General features: G+C 71.7%; 18 protein-coding genes. 10 read left to right on the top strand and 8 right to left on the bottom strand.

Going from position 1 to position 16,659, the window contains the following annotated elements; genetic code table 11:
• Positions 1 to 261 precede the first annotated feature (261 nt).
• Genes ABZW03_RS21640 through ABZW03_RS21630 form a run of 3 tightly spaced genes read right to left on the bottom strand, consistent with a single transcriptional unit; the run spans position 262 to position 2,738 of the window.
• Entirely contained in the window at positions 262 to 948 is a 687-nt protein-coding gene (locus ABZW03_RS21640; protein WP_355260544.1) for a WbqC family protein, read from the bottom strand.
• Positions 949 to 970: 22 nt separating this feature from the next.
• Positions 971 to 1,639, bottom strand: a complete 669-nt coding sequence (locus tag ABZW03_RS21635; RefSeq protein WP_355260541.1) for a YdcF family protein — start codon at positions 1,637 to 1,639, stop codon at positions 971 to 973.
• A 13-nt stretch (positions 1,640 to 1,652) separates the two neighbouring features.
• Positions 1,653 to 2,738, bottom strand: a complete 1,086-nt coding sequence (locus tag ABZW03_RS21630; RefSeq protein ID WP_355260538.1) for a hypothetical protein — start codon at positions 2,736 to 2,738, stop codon at positions 1,653 to 1,655.
• 155 nt (positions 2,739 to 2,893) lie between these two features.
• Between ABZW03_RS21630 and ABZW03_RS21625 the strand changes: the two genes are divergently transcribed.
• The 6 genes from ABZW03_RS21625 (at position 2,894) to ABZW03_RS21600 (ending at position 7,045) form a co-directional block, all read left to right on the top strand.
• Positions 2,894 to 3,214, top strand: a complete 321-nt coding sequence (locus ABZW03_RS21625) for a hypothetical protein (RefSeq protein ID WP_355260536.1) — start codon at positions 2,894 to 2,896, stop codon at positions 3,212 to 3,214.
• 120 nt (positions 3,215 to 3,334) lie between these two features.
• Positions 3,335 to 3,901: an ATP-binding protein gene (locus ABZW03_RS21620; protein ID WP_355260533.1), complete on the top strand. Its 567-nt coding sequence runs from the start codon at positions 3,335 to 3,337 to the stop codon at positions 3,899 to 3,901.
• On the top strand, positions 3,898 to 4,866 hold the full coding sequence (locus ABZW03_RS21615; RefSeq protein ID WP_355260531.1) for a hypothetical protein: 969 nt from the start codon (positions 3,898 to 3,900) through the stop codon (positions 4,864 to 4,866). The genes ABZW03_RS21620 and ABZW03_RS21615 overlap by 4 nt, the downstream gene beginning before the upstream one ends.
• Positions 4,857 to 5,465, top strand: a complete 609-nt coding sequence (locus ABZW03_RS21610) for a hypothetical protein (RefSeq protein ID WP_355260529.1) — start codon at positions 4,857 to 4,859, stop codon at positions 5,463 to 5,465. The genes ABZW03_RS21615 and ABZW03_RS21610 overlap by 10 nt, the downstream gene beginning before the upstream one ends.
• Entirely contained in the window at positions 5,452 to 5,985 is a 534-nt protein-coding gene (locus ABZW03_RS21605) for a class IV adenylate cyclase (protein ID WP_355260526.1), read from the top strand. Before ABZW03_RS21610 ends, ABZW03_RS21605 begins: the two co-directional genes overlap by 14 nt.
• A gap of 13 nt (positions 5,986 to 5,998) precedes the next feature.
• Positions 5,999 to 7,045, top strand: a complete 1,047-nt coding sequence (locus ABZW03_RS21600; RefSeq protein WP_355260523.1) for a radical SAM protein — start codon at positions 5,999 to 6,001, stop codon at positions 7,043 to 7,045.
• 48 nt (positions 7,046 to 7,093) lie between these two features.
• On the opposite strand, the gene ABZW03_RS21595 is transcribed toward ABZW03_RS21600, so the two are convergent.
• The 5 genes from ABZW03_RS21595 to ABZW03_RS21575 all read right to left on the bottom strand — a co-directional run bounded on the left by ABZW03_RS21595 (position 7,094) and on the right by ABZW03_RS21575 (position 11,395).
• The gene (locus tag ABZW03_RS21595) at positions 7,094 to 7,444 is read right to left on the bottom strand and encodes a transcriptional regulator (RefSeq protein WP_355260520.1); all 351 of its coding nucleotides are present in this window, start codon (positions 7,442 to 7,444) and stop codon (positions 7,094 to 7,096) included.
• Positions 7,441 to 8,235, bottom strand: coding sequence for a hypothetical protein (locus ABZW03_RS21590; RefSeq protein WP_355260517.1), 795 nt, complete (start codon positions 8,233 to 8,235; stop codon positions 7,441 to 7,443). The genes ABZW03_RS21595 and ABZW03_RS21590 overlap by 4 nt, the downstream gene beginning before the upstream one ends.
• Positions 8,236 to 8,390: 155 nt before the next feature.
• On the bottom strand, positions 8,391 to 9,329 hold the full coding sequence (locus ABZW03_RS21585; RefSeq protein WP_355260553.1) for a 5'-3' exonuclease: 939 nt from the start codon (positions 9,327 to 9,329) through the stop codon (positions 8,391 to 8,393).
• A gap of 33 nt (positions 9,330 to 9,362) precedes the next feature.
• Complete coding sequence (locus ABZW03_RS21580; protein WP_355260514.1) at positions 9,363 to 10,472, bottom strand: cation diffusion facilitator family transporter; 1,110 nt, start codon at positions 10,470 to 10,472, stop codon at positions 9,363 to 9,365.
• A 194-nt stretch (positions 10,473 to 10,666) separates the two neighbouring features.
• Entirely contained in the window at positions 10,667 to 11,395 is a 729-nt protein-coding gene (locus ABZW03_RS21575; protein ID WP_355260511.1) for a gamma-glutamyl-gamma-aminobutyrate hydrolase family protein, read from the bottom strand.
• A gap of 260 nt (positions 11,396 to 11,655) precedes the next feature.
• On the opposite strand from ABZW03_RS21575, the gene ABZW03_RS21570 reads away from it, so the two are divergent.
• From ABZW03_RS21570 to ABZW03_RS21555, 4 genes are all read left to right on the top strand, one after another.
• The gene (locus ABZW03_RS21570; RefSeq protein WP_355260550.1) at positions 11,656 to 13,059 is read left to right on the top strand and encodes a glutamine synthetase family protein; all 1,404 of its coding nucleotides are present in this window, start codon (positions 11,656 to 11,658) and stop codon (positions 13,057 to 13,059) included.
• 123 nt (positions 13,060 to 13,182) lie between these two features.
• Entirely contained in the window at positions 13,183 to 14,526 is a 1,344-nt protein-coding gene (locus ABZW03_RS21565) for an aldehyde dehydrogenase family protein (protein WP_355260547.1), read from the top strand.
• A 7-nt stretch (positions 14,527 to 14,533) separates the two neighbouring features.
• A complete protein-coding gene (locus tag ABZW03_RS21560) occupies positions 14,534 to 15,334 on the top strand; it encodes a 3-oxoacyl-ACP reductase (protein ID WP_355260508.1) in 801 nt (266 codons plus the stop codon).
• A 108-nt stretch (positions 15,335 to 15,442) separates the two neighbouring features.
• Positions 15,443 to 16,603, top strand: a complete 1,161-nt coding sequence (locus ABZW03_RS21555; protein WP_355260505.1) for a DUF2510 domain-containing protein — start codon at positions 15,443 to 15,445, stop codon at positions 16,601 to 16,603.
• Positions 16,604 to 16,659: the final 56 nt, after the last annotated feature.

Here is a 16,659-nt window from a genome sequence, read left to right as displayed (position 1 = left end):
CGACGGGGGCTATGCCTATCCCCGGGGGATGAACTTGTGGAAGCCGCCGGTGCCCTACGGCCCCGGCGGCTTCCGAAGAGATCATTTGGGGTGGGGGGTGAAGCCGCCAGGCCCCCACCCCCCTGCGCGGCTTCGCCTCGCCGCTTTGGCCTCCATGGAGTCGCGCAGGAAGTCGGCCCAGTCGACTTCCTGTGGCGGACCAGACCTCCGTACTTCGCCTGGGCGCCCTCGCTCGGGTCGAGCGAGGGCGCCGAACACCTTTCATGCCCTCTTGAGGACCGCCCTCACGATGTCGGGCCCGTGCACCATCAAGCTGTGCAATGCACTGATCCGCCGGGCATCGGCCCACACTCCGGTGGTCGGTACGCCGAATTGCCGCAGTTCGACCCGCCCAACGGCGAACAGGCCCGGCTCGATGTACCTGCTGCCGCCCGTGCCGCACAGATACGTATCCGCGCCGACCGCCCGACACAGGTCTACGAGGCGCTGCGTCCGCCCAGAGCCGGCGGACAGGGTGCTGCTGCGAACAGTCGCTCCTGACCAACCCAGGAGATGGAGCAGTAGCAGGGTGGATGCTTCGGCGATCTCGGCCATCCGGTCAGTACTTCTGAAGAGAGTCAGGAGCCCCAGCAGGTCGGCCGCCAACCGAGGCCAGAAGTGACTGGCCCTGTAATGCTGGCGAAGGACGCGTTCCACTCGGCGGACGGTGCGTGGGACTTCGACGAGTCGGGCATCGCGGATCAGTGTCGTCCTTCCGGCCGGAAGGTGCGTGGGGACGGACAGCCACCGGGTCGGGCCGGTACCGTCGACCGGCCCCAGTCGGGCCCGGTGCTGATAGTCACGGCGGTTGAACTGGACATCGTCGAGGACCACCCAGACATCCGCGGCGGCCAGCTTCGCCACGGTGGACAGTCGGGGGAGGAAGTTGGGTTGATGGACAGCGCACACCAGCCCGGAGGGTGGTGCTGCGTCAGCCGAGGACCTTGCTGTCGAATCCGTCGGCCAGGAGCCGCTGGTACGCGTCATGGACCGTCTCCGGAACGTCCTGGGCGACGGCGAACCCGAGCCTCGGGTACTCGATCACCCGCTGGAGGTCGCCCACGAGGCTGTCGATCACGAGTTTGTCGTCGCCGATGCTTTTCACGTAGTCGTTCAGGTTCATCGGGGTCGAGGTGCACACCACATCCACCTCCGGCCACACCCGGAGGGACGTGGCGTATGCCCGGCGTTCCATGTAGGGCATGCTCACAAGCAGTACCGACCGTGTCTCGACGCCGGCGACCTCCAGAACCTCACGGGAGAACTGGATGTTCTGCCCGGTGTTGCGGGCGCTGGGCTCCTGGTGGATCACATGCTCGGGCACACCCAGAGCGACGGCGTGCTCGGTGAAGTGCACGGCCTCACCGCGAGGGTAGAGCTCGGGCCGGGATGGGTTCGGCCCACCGGTGAACACGATCCGCTGTACCAGGCCGTCCAGGTACAGCGCGGCCGTCTCGGCTGCCACACCGAGGTCGTGGCAACCGAGGCCGATCGCCACATCGCACGGCCGCCGCTCGTGCCCCATCTGATGGTATTCCCAGATCAGCGTGGCGTCCGCCCACTGACGGTCGGTGATCTCGCGCTGCTGCGTGTCCGCCACGTTCTTCTCCCGCTCACTGAAGGCACCGTGCCTGCTGGAATCCGGACCGGATGCCTCGGATGCTCCTTCGCTGGTGGGTCATACCGTACTTGTCCGCCATCACCTCGGCCCTGTCCAGTAGAGCGATCCCCTCCCCGGCGGTCGCGCGGTCGGTCAGCAGGATGTGCCCGTGCGCGGTGGTCAACCGCACGTCCTGCATGGGTGCCGAACCACTGGTGTTCGTCCTCGCCACCTCGATCAGCCGGATTGCCTCCCCGAGGTTCCCCGCTCCCCGGTACGCGAGCGCGAGCTTCTGATTGCCTGTCGCCCAGTCCTCCACCTCACCCAGGTTCTCGAACACCCGGATCGCCGACTCGGCGATGCCGATGGCTTGTTCATGCTCGCCCTGTTTGTCCAGTGACGTTCCCACCCACAGGGCCGCCCGGGTCCGATCCCGTGCGCTGAGGCGAACGTCTCCGGAGAGGTCCGAGTATCGATCCGCCGCAGCTGAGAGCTGTCCGGACATCTCCGTCACCACGGCCAACGCCAGGTCCAACTGGGCCGTCCGCCGGGGGATGTCGAGCTGGGTGTACAACAATCGGGCCTTGGCGTACGAGGCCGACGCCGACAGCGGGCCGAGCAGTGCACCCTGATCACGGCGGAGGTCGCCCACCAGGGCCGTCGAGCGGGCCAACAGGTAGAGGCCGCGGTCGTCGAGGTCGGCCACCGGCCAGCGTGATCGCCAACGTTCCAGCAGGACTCCCGCGAACGCGAATTCCTGCCGGGATGCCGCCAACACCGCTCTCTCGATGTCATCCGCCCACGACTCGTACTCCCACGCCCGCGGTCCGGCCTGGATCTCCGTGAGTACCGGAGCGCCGACCTGTTGCGTCACGAGAGCCTCGAAGCGCATACGGGCATCGGGGTCGCACTGGCGCAGCACCGTGTCGAAGATCGCCTGGGTGTCCGGCCTCGGTCTGGTACCCACCCCCAGCTTCTCCCAATTCGACACCGCGCGGACCGACATACCCAACTGGGTCGCCCAGTCCCGGACGGACTTGCGGCACGCCAGCCGCAGAGCCTTCGCTTCGAGCCCGGACCACACGATCACTGCCGCCATCGCTACCTCCCGCTCTGGGGAGCCATCGAAGCACTGGGAGCCGTGGTGGTGCGGCGGAACTGCCACGGAACTGCCACGGTGAGCGATTCCGCGACGACGGTGTCTCCCGCAGTCTGGAAGCTGACGGCCCTGCTGACTAGAAGGAATGGCCCGGCATGCTCACCGAGCAACTATCGGTCCCACCGCCCGTCGTCATTGGGCTCCTCCGCACGGCGGTCGCTGCGGGGCTACCCCGTCGGCGAGCTCTGACCGGGGTACTCGATGCCTTCTGCGAGCGGCAGGAGCTCCACCTCATCGTTGTGATCATCGATGAGGGTGCCGAGCCGGATGCCCTCATCGCCGGTATCGAGGAGCAACACGATGTGTACGCCGTCGTGTTGCCCACGATCGCTCACCTCGGCGACCAGGCTGTCGCCGACAGACGGCGCAAGCACCTTGAAGGCGTCGGCATACGCCTCTTGATCACTCGGACCTAGAAAACTGCCCCTCCCGGCCCCTGGCGCGGCGAGTCCCTGCGAAACACGCGATGACCATCACCAGCCACCCCCGCCAACGGCTCGGGACCACCTCCTCACGTCCAGCCCGGAGGAACAGCCATGAACCGCGTCCTGGTGTTCAGCGCCACGGCCACCACCGCGTCCCTCGGTGAGCTCCGCAACCTGTTGTCCGAGGAGGTTGCGAGAGCGGGCATCGTCCTCGACGAATCCCGGGCGTACGCGCTTCGCCTTTGCTCGTCGGAGTTCATCGACAACGCGATCAAGCACTCCGCCGATCAAGGGCCTCGCAAGGAAGTCGAGCTGTCGATCGAGGTCGGCGTCGACCGGGCGCGAGACCGTTTGCGGATCACCGTGACGGATCCGAGCGTGGTCGAACCGGCGATGAACAGCAGCGTCGGCGACCTTGACGCAACCTGCGGTCGTGGGCTGGTGGTCGCAGACGGCTATGCGGACGGGATCGGATGGCACCAGCGGCTGGACCATCAGGGCCAGCCCAATGGCTGGTCCGTCTGGTTCGAACTCGCCATGGACGCGGAGGCGTTCGGCCAAGCCACCGCCGTCGAGGCGGAAGTGCAGCCGGAAGCCGACCTGTGGCCCTCGGCGCCTCGTGTGAAGGTCGCCTCTGGGCATCATGCACACGGTAATCTGCCGAGGACTGCGCTGTGAGCGTCGGACCGCGCACCAGAACGCTGCTCAAGACCTGCACTCCGGCCCGCAAACTGGAGGTCGCGGCCTCCTACGAGGCCCTGACCCAGGCCTGCGTCCACACTGGCGACGACGTCGCGAAGGCCGAGTTGGTCAGCGACAGCCCGAACCACCTGTGGTCGCTGCCCGACTCCCGTGCGCTCGCCATCGTGCACCCCGATCCGGACGAGGCCTGGGCGCTCATCAGGGGCGCGCAGTTCCTGCGGCAGCACCAGGTCGCCGTCACCTCCCCCTGGTATACGGACGTCCGCGCGACCGCCGAAGGCCGGGCCGTGACCTTCTGGCAGGATCCAGGAGCACCGAGCCCCGACACGTCACTGTCCGCGTGGGTGACCGCCCTCACCCACCGGATCGACCCCGGGACGGCCCCGTGGCTCAGGGAGCACGACCCGTTCGCCGGGCTGCTGGACGGCCTGGACGACGCCCCGTTGAACGAGTCCGCCCGCCGGTTCCTGCGCGAGCATGCTGCTCAGCTGCGCGAGGAGTGGGACTACCTTGACTGGCCGACACCGGACGCCGTCATCCTCAGTGCCCGCGGCATGGCCCCCGTCCACGACGACGGCGTCCACGTCGGGCTCCTGCTGCGCCGCCCCCTGACACGCGGCCACCGCGAGTGGGACCTGGTCGCCGCCCGCTGGCGCAGCGAGCTGCTCATCGGCCGGCGTCAGGACCACCGGCTCTACGCCGACACCTACCTCTCCTATGCGCGTCAGGACCGGGCTCCGGCTCACCCCTACATCGGCGCCTGGTCCGGCTACCAGGTCGTACGCGACGCCGTCGTCCTCACTGCGGTCATGGACGCCGTGCGCCGCGCTCACCTCGATGTCAACACCCTCCGGCAGGCCGCCCACCGCGTCGCATGCCTGCGCGGAGCCCGCCCGGCCCCGTGGAACTGGGGGCCACGAATGGAGTTCACATGGACGTGACCCGAGGACTGTTCATCACCATCGACGGTCTCAGCGCGAGCGGGAAGACCACCGTCGCCCCGCTGGTCGCCGCCCTCGTCAACGGTGCTCACCTCACCGACGGCACCTTGCCGACGTTCCCCCGCACGCGTGCGGAAGTCGACGCCACCGACAACCTGCCCGCGCGGTTCCACTGGTGGATGCTGGCCAACCACCTCAAGTCCGAGGCCGCCCGGGCACTCATCGAGTCCGGTCGGACGGTGGTGGTCGAGTCCTACTTCCCGCGCACGATCGCCACGCACAGGGCCATGGGGCACGACTGCGTGCCGGCGTATCCCGACGGGGCCCTCGTTCCGGACGTGCCGATCCTCCTGGAAGTGGACGACCGCGTACGGCAGGAGCGCCTTCATCAGCGTGCCGAACACGGAACGCTGACCTACTGGCACCAGCGCGAGGAGCCGAACGTGGCCGAGAGCTCCCGTGTGTACCGGGCGTTCGGCCTGCTGCCGGTGGACGGCACCGACCGCCCGCCCGAGGAGGTGGCGCGCGGCATCGTCGATACCGTGCGCTCGCATGCTCGTACCGCATCGAGGAAGGCAACTTTCGATGACCGCAATTGAGTTCGAGGCGAAGCTCCTCGACATCGAGCCGGAGGCGATGCGAGCGCTCCTGGCCGAGGCCGGGGCCGAGCACCTGGTCGACCGGTTCCAGCGCCGCTACGTCTACGACGTCCCCGGCCGGCCGGGAACGTGGGTCCGGCTGCGGGACACCGGCACCGACGTCACCCTGTGCGTCAAGGAGATCCACTCCGACGCGATCGACGGCGTGACCGAAACGGAGACGACCGTCGGCGACTTCGACGTCACCAACGCGCTCCTCGGCAAGCTCGGCTACCAGCCGAAGGCGTACCAGGAGAACCGTCGGTCCTCCTGGAGGCTGGCCGGCGCGGCCGTCGAGATCGACCACTGGCCGCTGATTCCCCCCTACCTGGAGATCGAGGGCGACAGCGCCGAACACGTCCACGCGACCGCCCTCGCGCTCAGGCTCCCTCTGGAGGAGCTGACGAGCGAGAACACGACCAAGGTCTACCGCCGGTACGGGATCGACATCGAGTCGATCCCCCGGCTCACGTTCGAGTGACAGGAGAGAAGCCATGTCAGCTACCCAGCGTCCTGCGGTCAGGGTCGTCCGGGACCGGACCATCCGCATCAAGGTGATCGATGACTGCGGATTGGCCTGCACGTTCTGCCACAACGAGGGAACGCCGGTCACCGCCGACAACCAGGGCCGCACCCAACTGCCCTTCGTCGCGGGTCCTGGAAGGACCGGGCGCGTGTCGATCTACAGCGAGACGAACGGGGTCGGCTTCCTCGCCGCCAGGATGGACCCGGACATGGCCTTCCGGCGGGCGGTGCGAACCGTGGCGAGGGCGTTCGGCGCCGACGAGGTCCACCTCACGGGTGGGGAGCCCACGCTGCACACGGAGGTGCCCGCGCTGGTCGCGGCGCTCTCCGGTATGGGGTTGAGCGTCGGGATGACCAGCAACGGGGAGCGCGGACGACAGGTCATGCCGGAGTGTTCGGCGGCCGGCCTCAACCGGGTCAACGTCTCGGTCTTCGGTACGACCGCCGAAGAACTGCAGGCCGTCCAGTCCGAACGCTTCAGGTCGGCGGGCCTGGCCGAGGCGAAGATCCGCGCGGGGGAGCAGACCATCCGTGCCGCTGTCTCCAACGGCGTGAAGGTCTCCGTGAACATCGTCGTTCCCGGCACGGCCCACGTCGACCGGGTCGTCCACCTGGTCGAGTCGTACGGCCAGTTCGCGGACGTGCGGATGCTCACCAGCATCCAGGACGGGCCGGAGTCGATCGCGGCGATCTCCGAAGTACTGGCCCGGGTCGGTGCGGAGCCGGTGCTCCGGACGTTCACCGCCGGGACCTCCGACGAGCGCACCCTCTACCGGGCGCTCGGCAACCGTGCGGTGTACGTGAAGCGGCTGCTGCCCGTGCGGCTTCCGGAGACGTGTGCGTCGTGCCGGTTCAACAACGACACGGACTGCGAAGAGGGTTACTACGGCATCCGCCTCTACCTCACCGACCAGCCCGTGGCCGAGTTGCCGAGGAGCGGGATCGTGGAGGAGGTGCTGGCCTTCAAGGACGCCGAAGTCCGGAGGCTGACGAGCGAGTACGGCGCCGCTGCCTGAGCTGCGGCAGGAGCCGACCGCGCGTAGGAAGTCGGCCCGGCCGACTTCCTACGCCTGCGAGTGGGCCGGGCCGGCGGCGTCGAGGCGGCGGACGAGTTCGCGCAGGGCGCGGAGTTCGCGGTCGAGGGCTTCGGCGCCGTGGGGGGTGAGGGTGACCCAGGTGCGGGGGCGGCGGCCCGCGTAGCCCTTGGCGACGGCCACCAGGCCGGAGTCCTCCAGGACCTTGAGGTGGCGGGACAGGTTGCCGTCGGTGAGGCCGAGCTGTTCCTTGAGGAAGCCGAACTCGACGCTCTCGGCCTCGCGGGCGATCGCCAGGATGCCGAGCCGGACCCGTTGGTGGACGGTGTCGTCCAGGGCCAGGGTCGGGTGCTGCTCCTCGGCTTCGTCCGCAACGCTCATGGGGCGACCGTACGGGATGCCGCGGGCGAGCGGCGGGCCGCCGTCCACTGCGCCAGCCCGGCGGTCAGCAGGACCGCCGCCAGCAGCAGGGCCTTCGGCTGCGGGCCGTCGGCCCAGCCGCCGTCGCCCCGGTCGAGCCACGGCAGCCAGCCGCTCTCCCAGGGTGCCGCGAGGTAGGCGGTGAGCAGGGCCGTGTGGACGAGCCCGGCGCCGGTCACCAGGGGGCTGCGCTCGGTCAGCCCGAGGACGATCAGGCCGATGCCGACCGCGTACCAGGGCGAGGTGTAGGTGTTCGCGAGCACCGACAGGGCGAAGGGCACGCGGGGCGCGAACAGCAGGGCGAGCAGGACGGCGGTGAGCAGGATGCCGACGCCGGCCGCGGCGCCGAGCCAGCCGAGGCGGCGCGGGACGATCCCGCGGGCCTCGCCGCGCCGCCGGTACCAGCGGGCGAGGGCCAGCCAGGCGAGCGGGAGCAGCGCGTACCAGACGCCCCAGGCCAGGAAGCGGAGCACGGCGCCGTCGAAGTCGCCGGTTCGGCACGTGCCGTCCAGTGCGTGCGGCACGCAGAGGTCGATGAGCTCCGAGTAGGCGAAGGACGGGTACGAGGGGACGAATCGTCCGTTGGCGCCGAAGTTGTAGGCCTGGCCGGAGATCGGCACGGCGGCCAGGGCGAGCAGGCCGAACCCGAGCAGCGGCACCCCCGAGCCGCGCAGCCGGGTCCGGGCCCGGGCTCGGAGCCCTTCCGTCTCGGCGAGGAGTTCCGCCGGGCCGGCTCGGTGTGTTGACGCCATGATCCACCCCTTGTCACGCGCATACGCTTTGCTGTGCCATGAACTTTGCATCGCAAAGTGAGCTGCGGTCAAGGGCACTTGGGGCCGACGGCCACGCGAACGCCGAGGGCCCGCACGTTCGTGGCGAACGTGCGGGCCCCTTCGGGAGTGCGGGTTCAGCGGGTGGCGAGGGCCTCCAGGAGGCGGTCGAGGGAGGTGCCGAGGCCCCAGCGGGTGGAGAGTTCCTCGAGGGTCATCGGGTAGAGCGGCTCGCGGGGGAGGGCGGGGTCGAAGGCGGGGAGGGGGGCGTCGTCGGCGACGCGGACGACCTTGGGGGCGACGTCGAGGTAGGCGGCGCCCTCGACGATGTTGCGGCGGCGGGCCGGGGTGAGCCTGGAGCCGGGGTCGAGGGCGGCGGCGCGGATGGCCGGGAGGTCGCCGTACTCGTTGATCAGCTGGGCGGCGGTCTTCTCGCCGATGCCCTTGACGCCGGGCAGGCCGTCCGACGGGTCCCCGCGCAGGGCGGCCATGTCGGCGTACTGGGCGCCGCGCACGCCGTACTTCTCCAGCAGCAGCGCGTCGTCGGTGACCTGGAGGTTGCCCATGCCCTTGACCGGGTAGAGCACGGTGATCCCGCGGGCGTCGTCCACCAGCTGGAAGAGGTCGCGGTCGCCGGTGACGATCTGCACCGGCCCGGTGGCGCGGGCGGTGAGGGTGCCGATCACGTCGTCCGCCTCGTAGCCGGGGGAGCCGACCCGGGCGATGCCGAGGGCGTCCAGCACCTGCTCGATCACCGGGACCTGCGGGGCCAGCGTGTCGGGCACCTCCTCCTCGCCGTCCAGGGCGGCCTCGGCGACCCGGTGGGTCTTGTACGAGGGGACGAGGTCCACCCGCCACTGCGGGCGCCAGTCGGCGTCCATGCAGGCGACCAGCTGTTCGGGCCGGTGGTCGTGGACGAGCCGGGCGATGAAGTCCAGCAGGCCGCGGACGGCGTTGACCGGCTCACCCTGCGGCGAGCGCAGGGTGTCCGGTACGCCGAAGTAGGCCCGGAAGTACAGGCTGGCGGAGTCGAGCAGCATCAGGCGCGGTGCGGTCGGAGCGGTCACGCTCAGCATCATGCCGCACCGCGCCGACGGACGGGGCGGTTGTCAGTGCTCGTGCGGCCCGGCGCGGTGCACCGGGCCGTGGGCGTCGGCGCAGTGCTCGGCGTCGACGGCCGGGTCCCCGGGCCCGGCGATCTGGAGCAGCCGGCCCGTCTCGTCCTCGCCGACGTGGTCGACCTGGAGCGTGCTGTGGGTGATCCCGTACTCCGCGGCGAGGCGGCCCTGGAGCCGGCGCCGCACCGCGTGGCAGTCGCCGCCGGGGGTGACCAGGATGTGCGCGGACAGCGCGGGCTGGCCGGAGGTGATCTCCCAGATGTGCAGGTCGTGGATCTCCTCGACCAGCGGCTCGGTGACCATCCGGTCGGCCACCGCGTCCGGGTCGATCCCGGCGGGGGCGGCCTCCAGGAAGATCCGCCCGGAGTCCCGGACCAGCGCCACGCCGGCCTTGAGCATCAGTGCGACGACGATCAGCGAGGCGATCGCGTCGGCCCGGGCGAAGCCGGTGGTCACCACGACCACACCGGCGACGGCGGTGGCGATGAACGCGTACAGGTCGGTCAGCACGTGCTGGAAGGCGCCCTCGACGTTCAGCGAGCTGCGGTTGGCCTTGGACATGCACCAGGTGGCCGCGAGGTTGACCACGATCCCGACCAGCGCGGTGATCAGCACCAGCGAGCCGGTGACCTCCGGCGGCTCGAACAGCCGGGTGATCGCCTCGTAGCCCAGCCAGGCCGACAGCACCAGCAGGGTGACCCCGTTGGCCTGCGCGGAGAGGATCTCGGCACGCTTGAGGCCGTAGGTGTAGCCGCCCCGGGCCGGGCGGGCGGCGAGCCGCATGGCGATCAGCGCGAGCACGATCGAGGCGGCGTCGGTGAGCATGTGCGCCGCGTCCGAGATCAGCGCCAGGGACTTGGCCGCGAAGCCGACCGCGACCTCGCCGGCCATGAAGACGACGATCAGGGCGAGGGCGCTGAGCAGCCAGCGGCGGTCCGCGTCGGCGGCGACGCCGTGCGAGTGGCCGCCGTGGCCGCCGTGACCGTGCGAGTGGCCGCCGGAACCGTGCGCGTGCCCGCGCCCGCCGTTCCCGTGCGACTGCGAGGGCGAGTGCTCGTGGTCATGCGCATGATCATCGTGCGAATGCTCGTGCCCGGCCATGGAAGTCCTCTCTGGGCGCACGGGTGGGAAAGGGGGCGCGACGCGACCGCCCCGCAACCGAAGTGAACCGCAGAATCGACAAAGATCCAAAGGCTGTACTGGTGACCGTTGTCGTTCCCGTCCGGGCGGCCGGACCCGGTGCAGTCCGCAGCCGGTCAGCCGCCCGAACTCCCCTGCCCCCGCGCCCAGTTGCGCTACCCCAGCGCCAGCGTTTCGAGGACCGCCGCGGTGGCCTCCCGGACCAGCGCCCGCATCAGCCGCAGATCGTCCCCCTGCTCCGGGTGCCACTGCACCCCGAGCGTGAACCCCGGCCCCTCCACCGCCTCCACCGTCCCGTCCGGCGCGTGGGCGCTCACCCGCAGACCCGCCCCCAGCCGGTCGACGGCCTGGTGGTGGAAGGTCGGCACCTCCAGCTCGCTCTCCGGCAGCAGCCCGCCCAGCAGCGTCCCCGGCACCGGCCGCACCGGGTGGGTGCCGTACCGCCCGGGCAAGCCGCCGTGCACGTCCACCGGCACCACGTCCGGCAGGTGCTGCACCAGCGTCCCGCCGCACACCACGTTCAGGACCTGCATCCCCCGGCAGATCGCGAGCAGCGGCATCCCCGCCGCCAGCGCCGAGCGCAGCAGCGCGACCTCCCAGGCGTCCCGCTCCGGGGAGTCCACCTCGGTCGCCGGATGGGCCGGCTCCCCGTAGTACGCCGGGTCGATGTCCGGACCGCCCGCGATCACCAGGCCGTCCAGCCGGGCCAGCACCTCCGGCGCGCGCTCCGGGACGTCCGGCGGCAGCAGGACCGCGATCCCGCCCGAGTCCCGGACGTGCGCGGTGTACCGCTCGGGCAGCAGGGCCACCCGGCGGTCCCGCCAATCGCTCCAGCTCGCGTCCACCAGGTAGGTGCTGACGCCGATCAAAGGCCTGCGATCCATGGCGCGCATTCTCCCCCCGGGGCGCCTGATGCACCGTCAGCCACGCGCGTACGGCGCGCCACGCGCCACCCGGGCGCGCCACGGGCCGCCGGAGTGCGCCCGGGGCCGGTCGAGCGCGCCGCCGCCATCGCCCGTCGGCGCGCCACGGCCACCCGACACCCACCCGCCCTCTTCCGCCCCGCGAGTCGCAGGCCGTACGGTTCGCTGTGACCGCTTGATCTCGAAGAGTGATCGAGGAGGAGGGTTCGGCCATGCCCGAAATGTCCGAGGGCTCCGAACAGACCGCCGCCGCCGGCCCGCCGAGCACGCCCCGGCCACCGCTGACCCTGGACGGGCTGCGCGCCCTGGTGGACGCCGGCGAGGTGCACACCGTCGCGCTCGCCTTCACCGACATGCAGGGCCGGCTCCAGGGCAAGCGCTTCGCCGCCCGGTTCTTCCTCGACGAGGTCGCCGAGCACGGCGCCGAGGCCTGCGACTACCTGCTCGCCGTCGACGTCGACCTGAACACCGTGGACGGCTACGCCTTCTCCTCCTGGGCCACCGGCTACGGCGACTTCGCGATGCGCCCCGACCTCGGCACCCTGCGGCTGACCCCCTGGCAGCCCGGCACCGCCCAGGTCACCGCCGACCTCGCCCGGCACGGCGGCCACCCGGTGGACGCCGCCCCGCGCCAGCTGCTGCGCCGCCAGATCGACCGGCTCGCCGAGCACGGCCTGGCCGCCGACATCGGCACCGAACTGGAGTTCCTGGTCTTCCGCGACACCTACGAGCAGGCCTGGCTGGGCGGCTACCGCGGCCTGACCCCGGCGAACCTCTACAACGTGGACTACTCGATGCTGGGCACCGCCCGGGTCGAGCCGCTGCTGTCCCGGATCCGCACCGAGATGGCCGGCGCCGGCCTGGTGGTGGAGTCCGCCAAGGGCGAGTGCAACCTCGGCCAGCACGAGATCGCCTTCCGCTACGCCGACGCCCTCACCACCTGCGACCAGCACAGCGTCTACAAGACCGGCGCGAAGGAGATCGCCGCCCAACTCGGCTGCGCGCTCACCTTCATGGCCAAGTACGACGAGCGCGAGGGCAACAGCTGCCACATCCACCTCTCGCTGCGCGACGCCGTCGGCGCCCCCGCCTTCGCCGACCGCGACGGCCGGATGACGGACACCATGCGGCACTTCCTGGCCGGCCAGCTGGTCGCGCTGCGCGAGTTCAGCGTGCTGTACGCGCCGAACATCAACTCCTACAAGCGCTACCGCCCCGGCTCCTTCGCCCCGACCGCCGTCGCCTGGGGCCGGGACAACCGCACCTGCGCCTACCGGGTGGTCGGCCACGGCCCCGGCCTGCGGATGGAGAACCGGGTGCCGGGCGGCGACGTCAACCCGTACCTCGCGGTGGCCGGGATGATCGCGGCCGGCCTGCACGGGCTGCAGCGCAAGCTGGAGCTGCCCGCGCCCTGCCTCGGCAACGCCTACGCGGTCGAGGAGTACGCCCGGGTGCCCGGCTCGCTGCGCGAGGCGGCCGAGCTGTGGGCGGAGAGCGAACTGGCCCGCGAGGCCTTCGGCGACGACGTGGTCGAGCACTACCTGAACATGGCCCGGGTCGAGCAGTCCGCCTACGACGGGGCGGTCACCGACTGGGAGCGCTACCGATCCTTCGAACGGATGTGAGCCGTGACCGAGCCGAACCCGACCGCCCCGAAAAGCCCCGCCCCCGCGGCCCCCGAGCGCCCTGCGAGCCGCACCCCCGCGACCCCCGAGAACTGCACCGTCCGCAACCCCGCCACCGGCGAGGTGCTCGCCACCGTCCCGGACACCACCCCCGAGCAGCTGGACGCGGCCGTCCGCCGGGCGGTGCGGGCCCAGGAAGGCTGGGCCGCGCTCGCCCCCGGCGACCGCGCCCGGCTGCTGCGCCGCTTCGCCGACCAGGTCGACGTCCACGTCCCCGAGCTGGCCGCGCTGGAGGTGGCGGAGGCCGGCCACCTCCAGGCCAACGCCCGCTGGGAGGCCGGCAACGTCCGGGACCTGCTGGAGTACGCCGCCGGGGGAGTGGAGCGGCTGACCGGCCGGCAGATCCCGGTGGCCGGCGGCCTGGACGTGACCCTGCACGAGCCGGTCGGCGTGGTCGGGGTGATCGCGCCGTGGAACTTCCCGATGCCGATCGCCGCCTGGGGCTTCGCCCCCGCCCTGGCGGCCGGCAACGCCGTCCTGCTCAAGCCCGCCGAGGCCACCCCGCTGACCGCCCTGCGGCTGGCCGAACTCGCCCTCGCGGCGGGCCTGCCCGAGGGCCTGTTCCAGGTCGTCCCCGGCGCCGGCCCCGCCACCGGACGGGCGCTGGTGGACCACCCGGCCGTCCGCAAGATCGTCTTCACCGGCTCCACCGTCGTCGGCAAGGAGGTCGCCGCCCGCTGCGCCGCCCGCGCCAAGCGGGTCACCCTGGAACTCGGCGGCAAGAGCCCGAACATCGTCTTCGCCGACGCGGACCTGGCCCGCGCCGCCGACCCGATGTCCTTCGCCGACAACAGCGGCCAGGACTGCTGCGCCCGCAGCCGGATCCTGGTCCAGCGCGAGGTGTACGAGGACTTCCTCGCCCTGCTGCTGCCCGCCGTCGAGACCCTGCGCACCGGCGACCCGGCCGACCCGGAGACCCAGCTCGGCCCGCTGATCTCGGCCGCCCAGGTCCGCCGGGTGGCCTCCTACCTCACCCCCGAGCTGCCGGTGCTGGCCCGCGGCAAGGTCCCGGACGGGCCCGGCTACTGGTACCCGCCGACGGTGATCGCCCCGACGGACCCGCAGGTCCCGGCCGTCACCGAGGAGATCTTCGGCCCGGTCGCCGCCGTCCTGCCGTTCACCGACGAGGCCGACGCGCTGCGGCTGGCCAACGCCACCCGCTACGGCCTGTCCGGCTCGATCTGGACCCGGGACGTCGGCCGCGCGCTGCGCCTGGCCCGGGGAGTACGGGCCGGCAACCTGTCGGTCAACTCGCACTCCTCGGTGCGCTACTGGACGCCCTTCGGCGGCTTCGGCGAGTCCGGGGTGGGGCGCGAGCTGGGGCCGGACGCGCTGCGCCACTTCACCGAGACCAAGAACGTCTTCATCCACAGCGAGATCCCGAGCGCCACCCAGAGCGAGGAGTGACAGCCCGATGAGCGAGAAGCACGCCGCGCAGGACGGGACCGTCTGCCGCCGGCTGGTCGGCCGCACCGCCGTGGTCACCGGGGCGGGCAGCGGCATCGGCCTGGCCGCCGCCCGCCGGCTCGCCTCGGAGGGGGCGCGGGTGGTCTGCGCCGACCTCGACGAGGAGACCGGGCGGGCCGCCGCCAAGGAGGTCGGCGGCCTGTTCGTGCACACCGACGTCACCGACCCGTACATGGTCGAGGCGCTCTTCGACGAGGCGTACGAGACCTACGGCAGCGTGGACGTCGCGTTCAACAACGCGGGCATCTCGCCGCCCGAGGACGACTCGATCCTGACCACCGGCCTGGACGCCTGGCGCAAGGTCCAGGAGGTCAACCTGACCTCGGTCTACCTGTGCTGCAAGGCCGCGCTGCCGTACATGCGCCGGCACGGCCGGGGCTCGATCATCAACACGGCCAGCTTCGTGGCCCGGATGGGCGCGGCCACCTCGCAGATCTCCTACACCGCCTCCAAGGGCGGGGTGCTGGCGATGTCCCGCGAGCTGGGCGTGCAGTTCGCCCGGGAGGGCATCCGGGTCAACGCGCTCTCGCCCGGGCCGGTGGACACCCCGCTGCTGCGCGAGCTGTTCGCGAAGGACCCGGAGCGGGCCGCCCGCCGGCTGGTGCACATCCCGCTCGGCCGGTTCGCCCGGGCCGAGGAGATCGCCGCCGCGGTGGCCTTCCTGGCCAGCGACGACTCCTCGTTCATCACGGCGAGCGAGTTCCTGGTGGACGGCGGCATCTCCGGGGCGTACGTGACCCCGCTGTAGCCGCCGGACGCCCGCGCGCCGGGTTCTCACCGGAATCTCATCGAAAACGGCGGGAATTCCCGGTTGCGCTGATTTCGCGTTTATCCGGCTGCCCTTAGATTCTCTGTCGTGAGCGAGCAGATTCCCGCCGGGTGGTACCCGGACCCCAAGGACACCACCGGCGATCCGCGGTCGCAGCGGTGGTGGGACGGCAAGGGCTGGACGGCCTCCACCCGGCCCGCGCCCTCGGACGCCCCGGCGCCGGCCGCTCCGGAGGCGGAGCCGGCGGCCGCCGCGGGCCCGGGGCCGGGAGCGGCCGGGCAGCCCACGGTGCTGGAGGGCGAGGTGCTGGAGAGCGGCCCGACCGTCCGCTACCCGGAGCCGCCGCCCTTCGGCGCCGCCTACGGCTCGCCCGCCGGGGCGCCGCGCAAGCCCCGGCGCAAGCCCTCGAAGCTGGTGGTGGCGACCACCCTGGCCGCGCTGCTCGGCCTGGGCGCCGGCTCCGGGATCACCTACCTCGCGATGGACGGCCACGGGGACCGCCACCAGCGCAGCGCCCGCCCGGCCCCGCAGGGCGGCGGCCACGGCCCGTGGGGCGGCCTCCCGGACTTCGGCGACCCGGGCAACGGTGACGGCGGTAACGGCGGCAACGGTGGCAGCGGCGGGAGCGGCAAGGGCGGCAACGGGGACGGCAAGGGCGGCGGCAGGGTCCGCCCCGGCGCCGACCAGGCGATCGACGTGGTGAACCGGCTCACCCTGCCCGTCCCGGACGGCTGGGAGGCCGGCACCACCCCGCAGGGTTACGCCATGCTCAGCGTCGGCTCGTACACCTGCGCGGACGGCAAGGGCGAGTGCTCGCTCGGCGGGGTGAACACCGGCCGGATCGACGGCGGCGGCAGCGACGTCCAGGCGGCGGCGAAGGCCGACGTCGAGAAGGCCGCCAAGGACGCGTACGGCGAGGTCACCGGGCACGAGGAGCTCAAGTCCGAGGCCGTGAAGGTCAACGGGCAGGACGGCTACCTGGTCCGCTGGAAGGTGAACGCGCCCAAGGGCAACAACGGCTACGTGCAGACCGTGGTCTTCCCGTCCGCCGACGGGAAGTCGCTGGTCTCGGTGCACTTCGGCTTCGACATCGCCGACAAGGCGCCGGACGTCGCGGTGATGGACACCGTGGTCAAGGGCATCACCGCCTACAAGGGCAAGCTGCCGAGCATCCCGGGGCTGCCCGGGGGCGGGTCCGGCGGGGCCGGCGGGTCCGGCGCGGGCGGCGCCGGGGGCACCACCACCTGAGCCCCGCGCTCCTCACACGGCGGCGGCCCACCCGGAGGATTCCCTCCCGGGTGGGC

Origin of the sequence: Kitasatospora sp. NPDC004799, assembly GCF_040609095.1 — a bacterium.
Classification (GTDB): Bacteria; Actinomycetota; Actinomycetes; order Streptomycetales; family Streptomycetaceae; genus Kitasatospora.
Note: the sequence above shows the minus strand (reverse complement) of the source record. Positions and strands in the feature narration are given on the sequence as shown.

Coding starts and splice junctions, on each gene's coding strand:
- ABZW03_RS21560 (WP_355260508.1), top strand. CDS start 14,534: ATGAGCGAGAAGCACGCCGCGCAGGACGGGACCGTCTGCCGCCGGCTG.
- ABZW03_RS21595 (WP_355260520.1), bottom strand. CDS start 7,444: ATGAGCGTTGCGGACGAAGCCGAGGAGCAGCACCCGACCCTGGCCCTG.
- ABZW03_RS21590 (WP_355260517.1), bottom strand. CDS start 8,235: ATGGCGTCAACACACCGAGCCGGCCCGGCGGAACTCCTCGCCGAGACG.
- ABZW03_RS21625 (WP_355260536.1), top strand. CDS start 2,894: ATGCTCACCGAGCAACTATCGGTCCCACCGCCCGTCGTCATTGGGCTC.
- ABZW03_RS21605 (WP_355260526.1), top strand. CDS start 5,452: ATGACCGCAATTGAGTTCGAGGCGAAGCTCCTCGACATCGAGCCGGAG.
- ABZW03_RS21570 (WP_355260550.1), top strand. CDS start 11,656: ATGTCCGAGGGCTCCGAACAGACCGCCGCCGCCGGCCCGCCGAGCACG.
- ABZW03_RS21630 (WP_355260538.1), bottom strand. CDS start 2,738: ATGGCGGCAGTGATCGTGTGGTCCGGGCTCGAAGCGAAGGCTCTGCGG.
- ABZW03_RS21610 (WP_355260529.1), top strand. CDS start 4,857: ATGGACGTGACCCGAGGACTGTTCATCACCATCGACGGTCTCAGCGCG.
- ABZW03_RS21580 (WP_355260514.1), bottom strand. CDS start 10,472: ATGGCCGGGCACGAGCATTCGCACGATGATCATGCGCATGACCACGAG.
- ABZW03_RS21575 (WP_355260511.1), bottom strand. CDS start 11,395: ATGGATCGCAGGCCTTTGATCGGCGTCAGCACCTACCTGGTGGACGCG.
- ABZW03_RS21620 (WP_355260533.1), top strand. CDS start 3,335: ATGAACCGCGTCCTGGTGTTCAGCGCCACGGCCACCACCGCGTCCCTC.
- ABZW03_RS21600 (WP_355260523.1), top strand. CDS start 5,999: ATGTCAGCTACCCAGCGTCCTGCGGTCAGGGTCGTCCGGGACCGGACC.
- ABZW03_RS21585 (WP_355260553.1), bottom strand. CDS start 9,329: ATGCTGAGCGTGACCGCTCCGACCGCACCGCGCCTGATGCTGCTCGAC.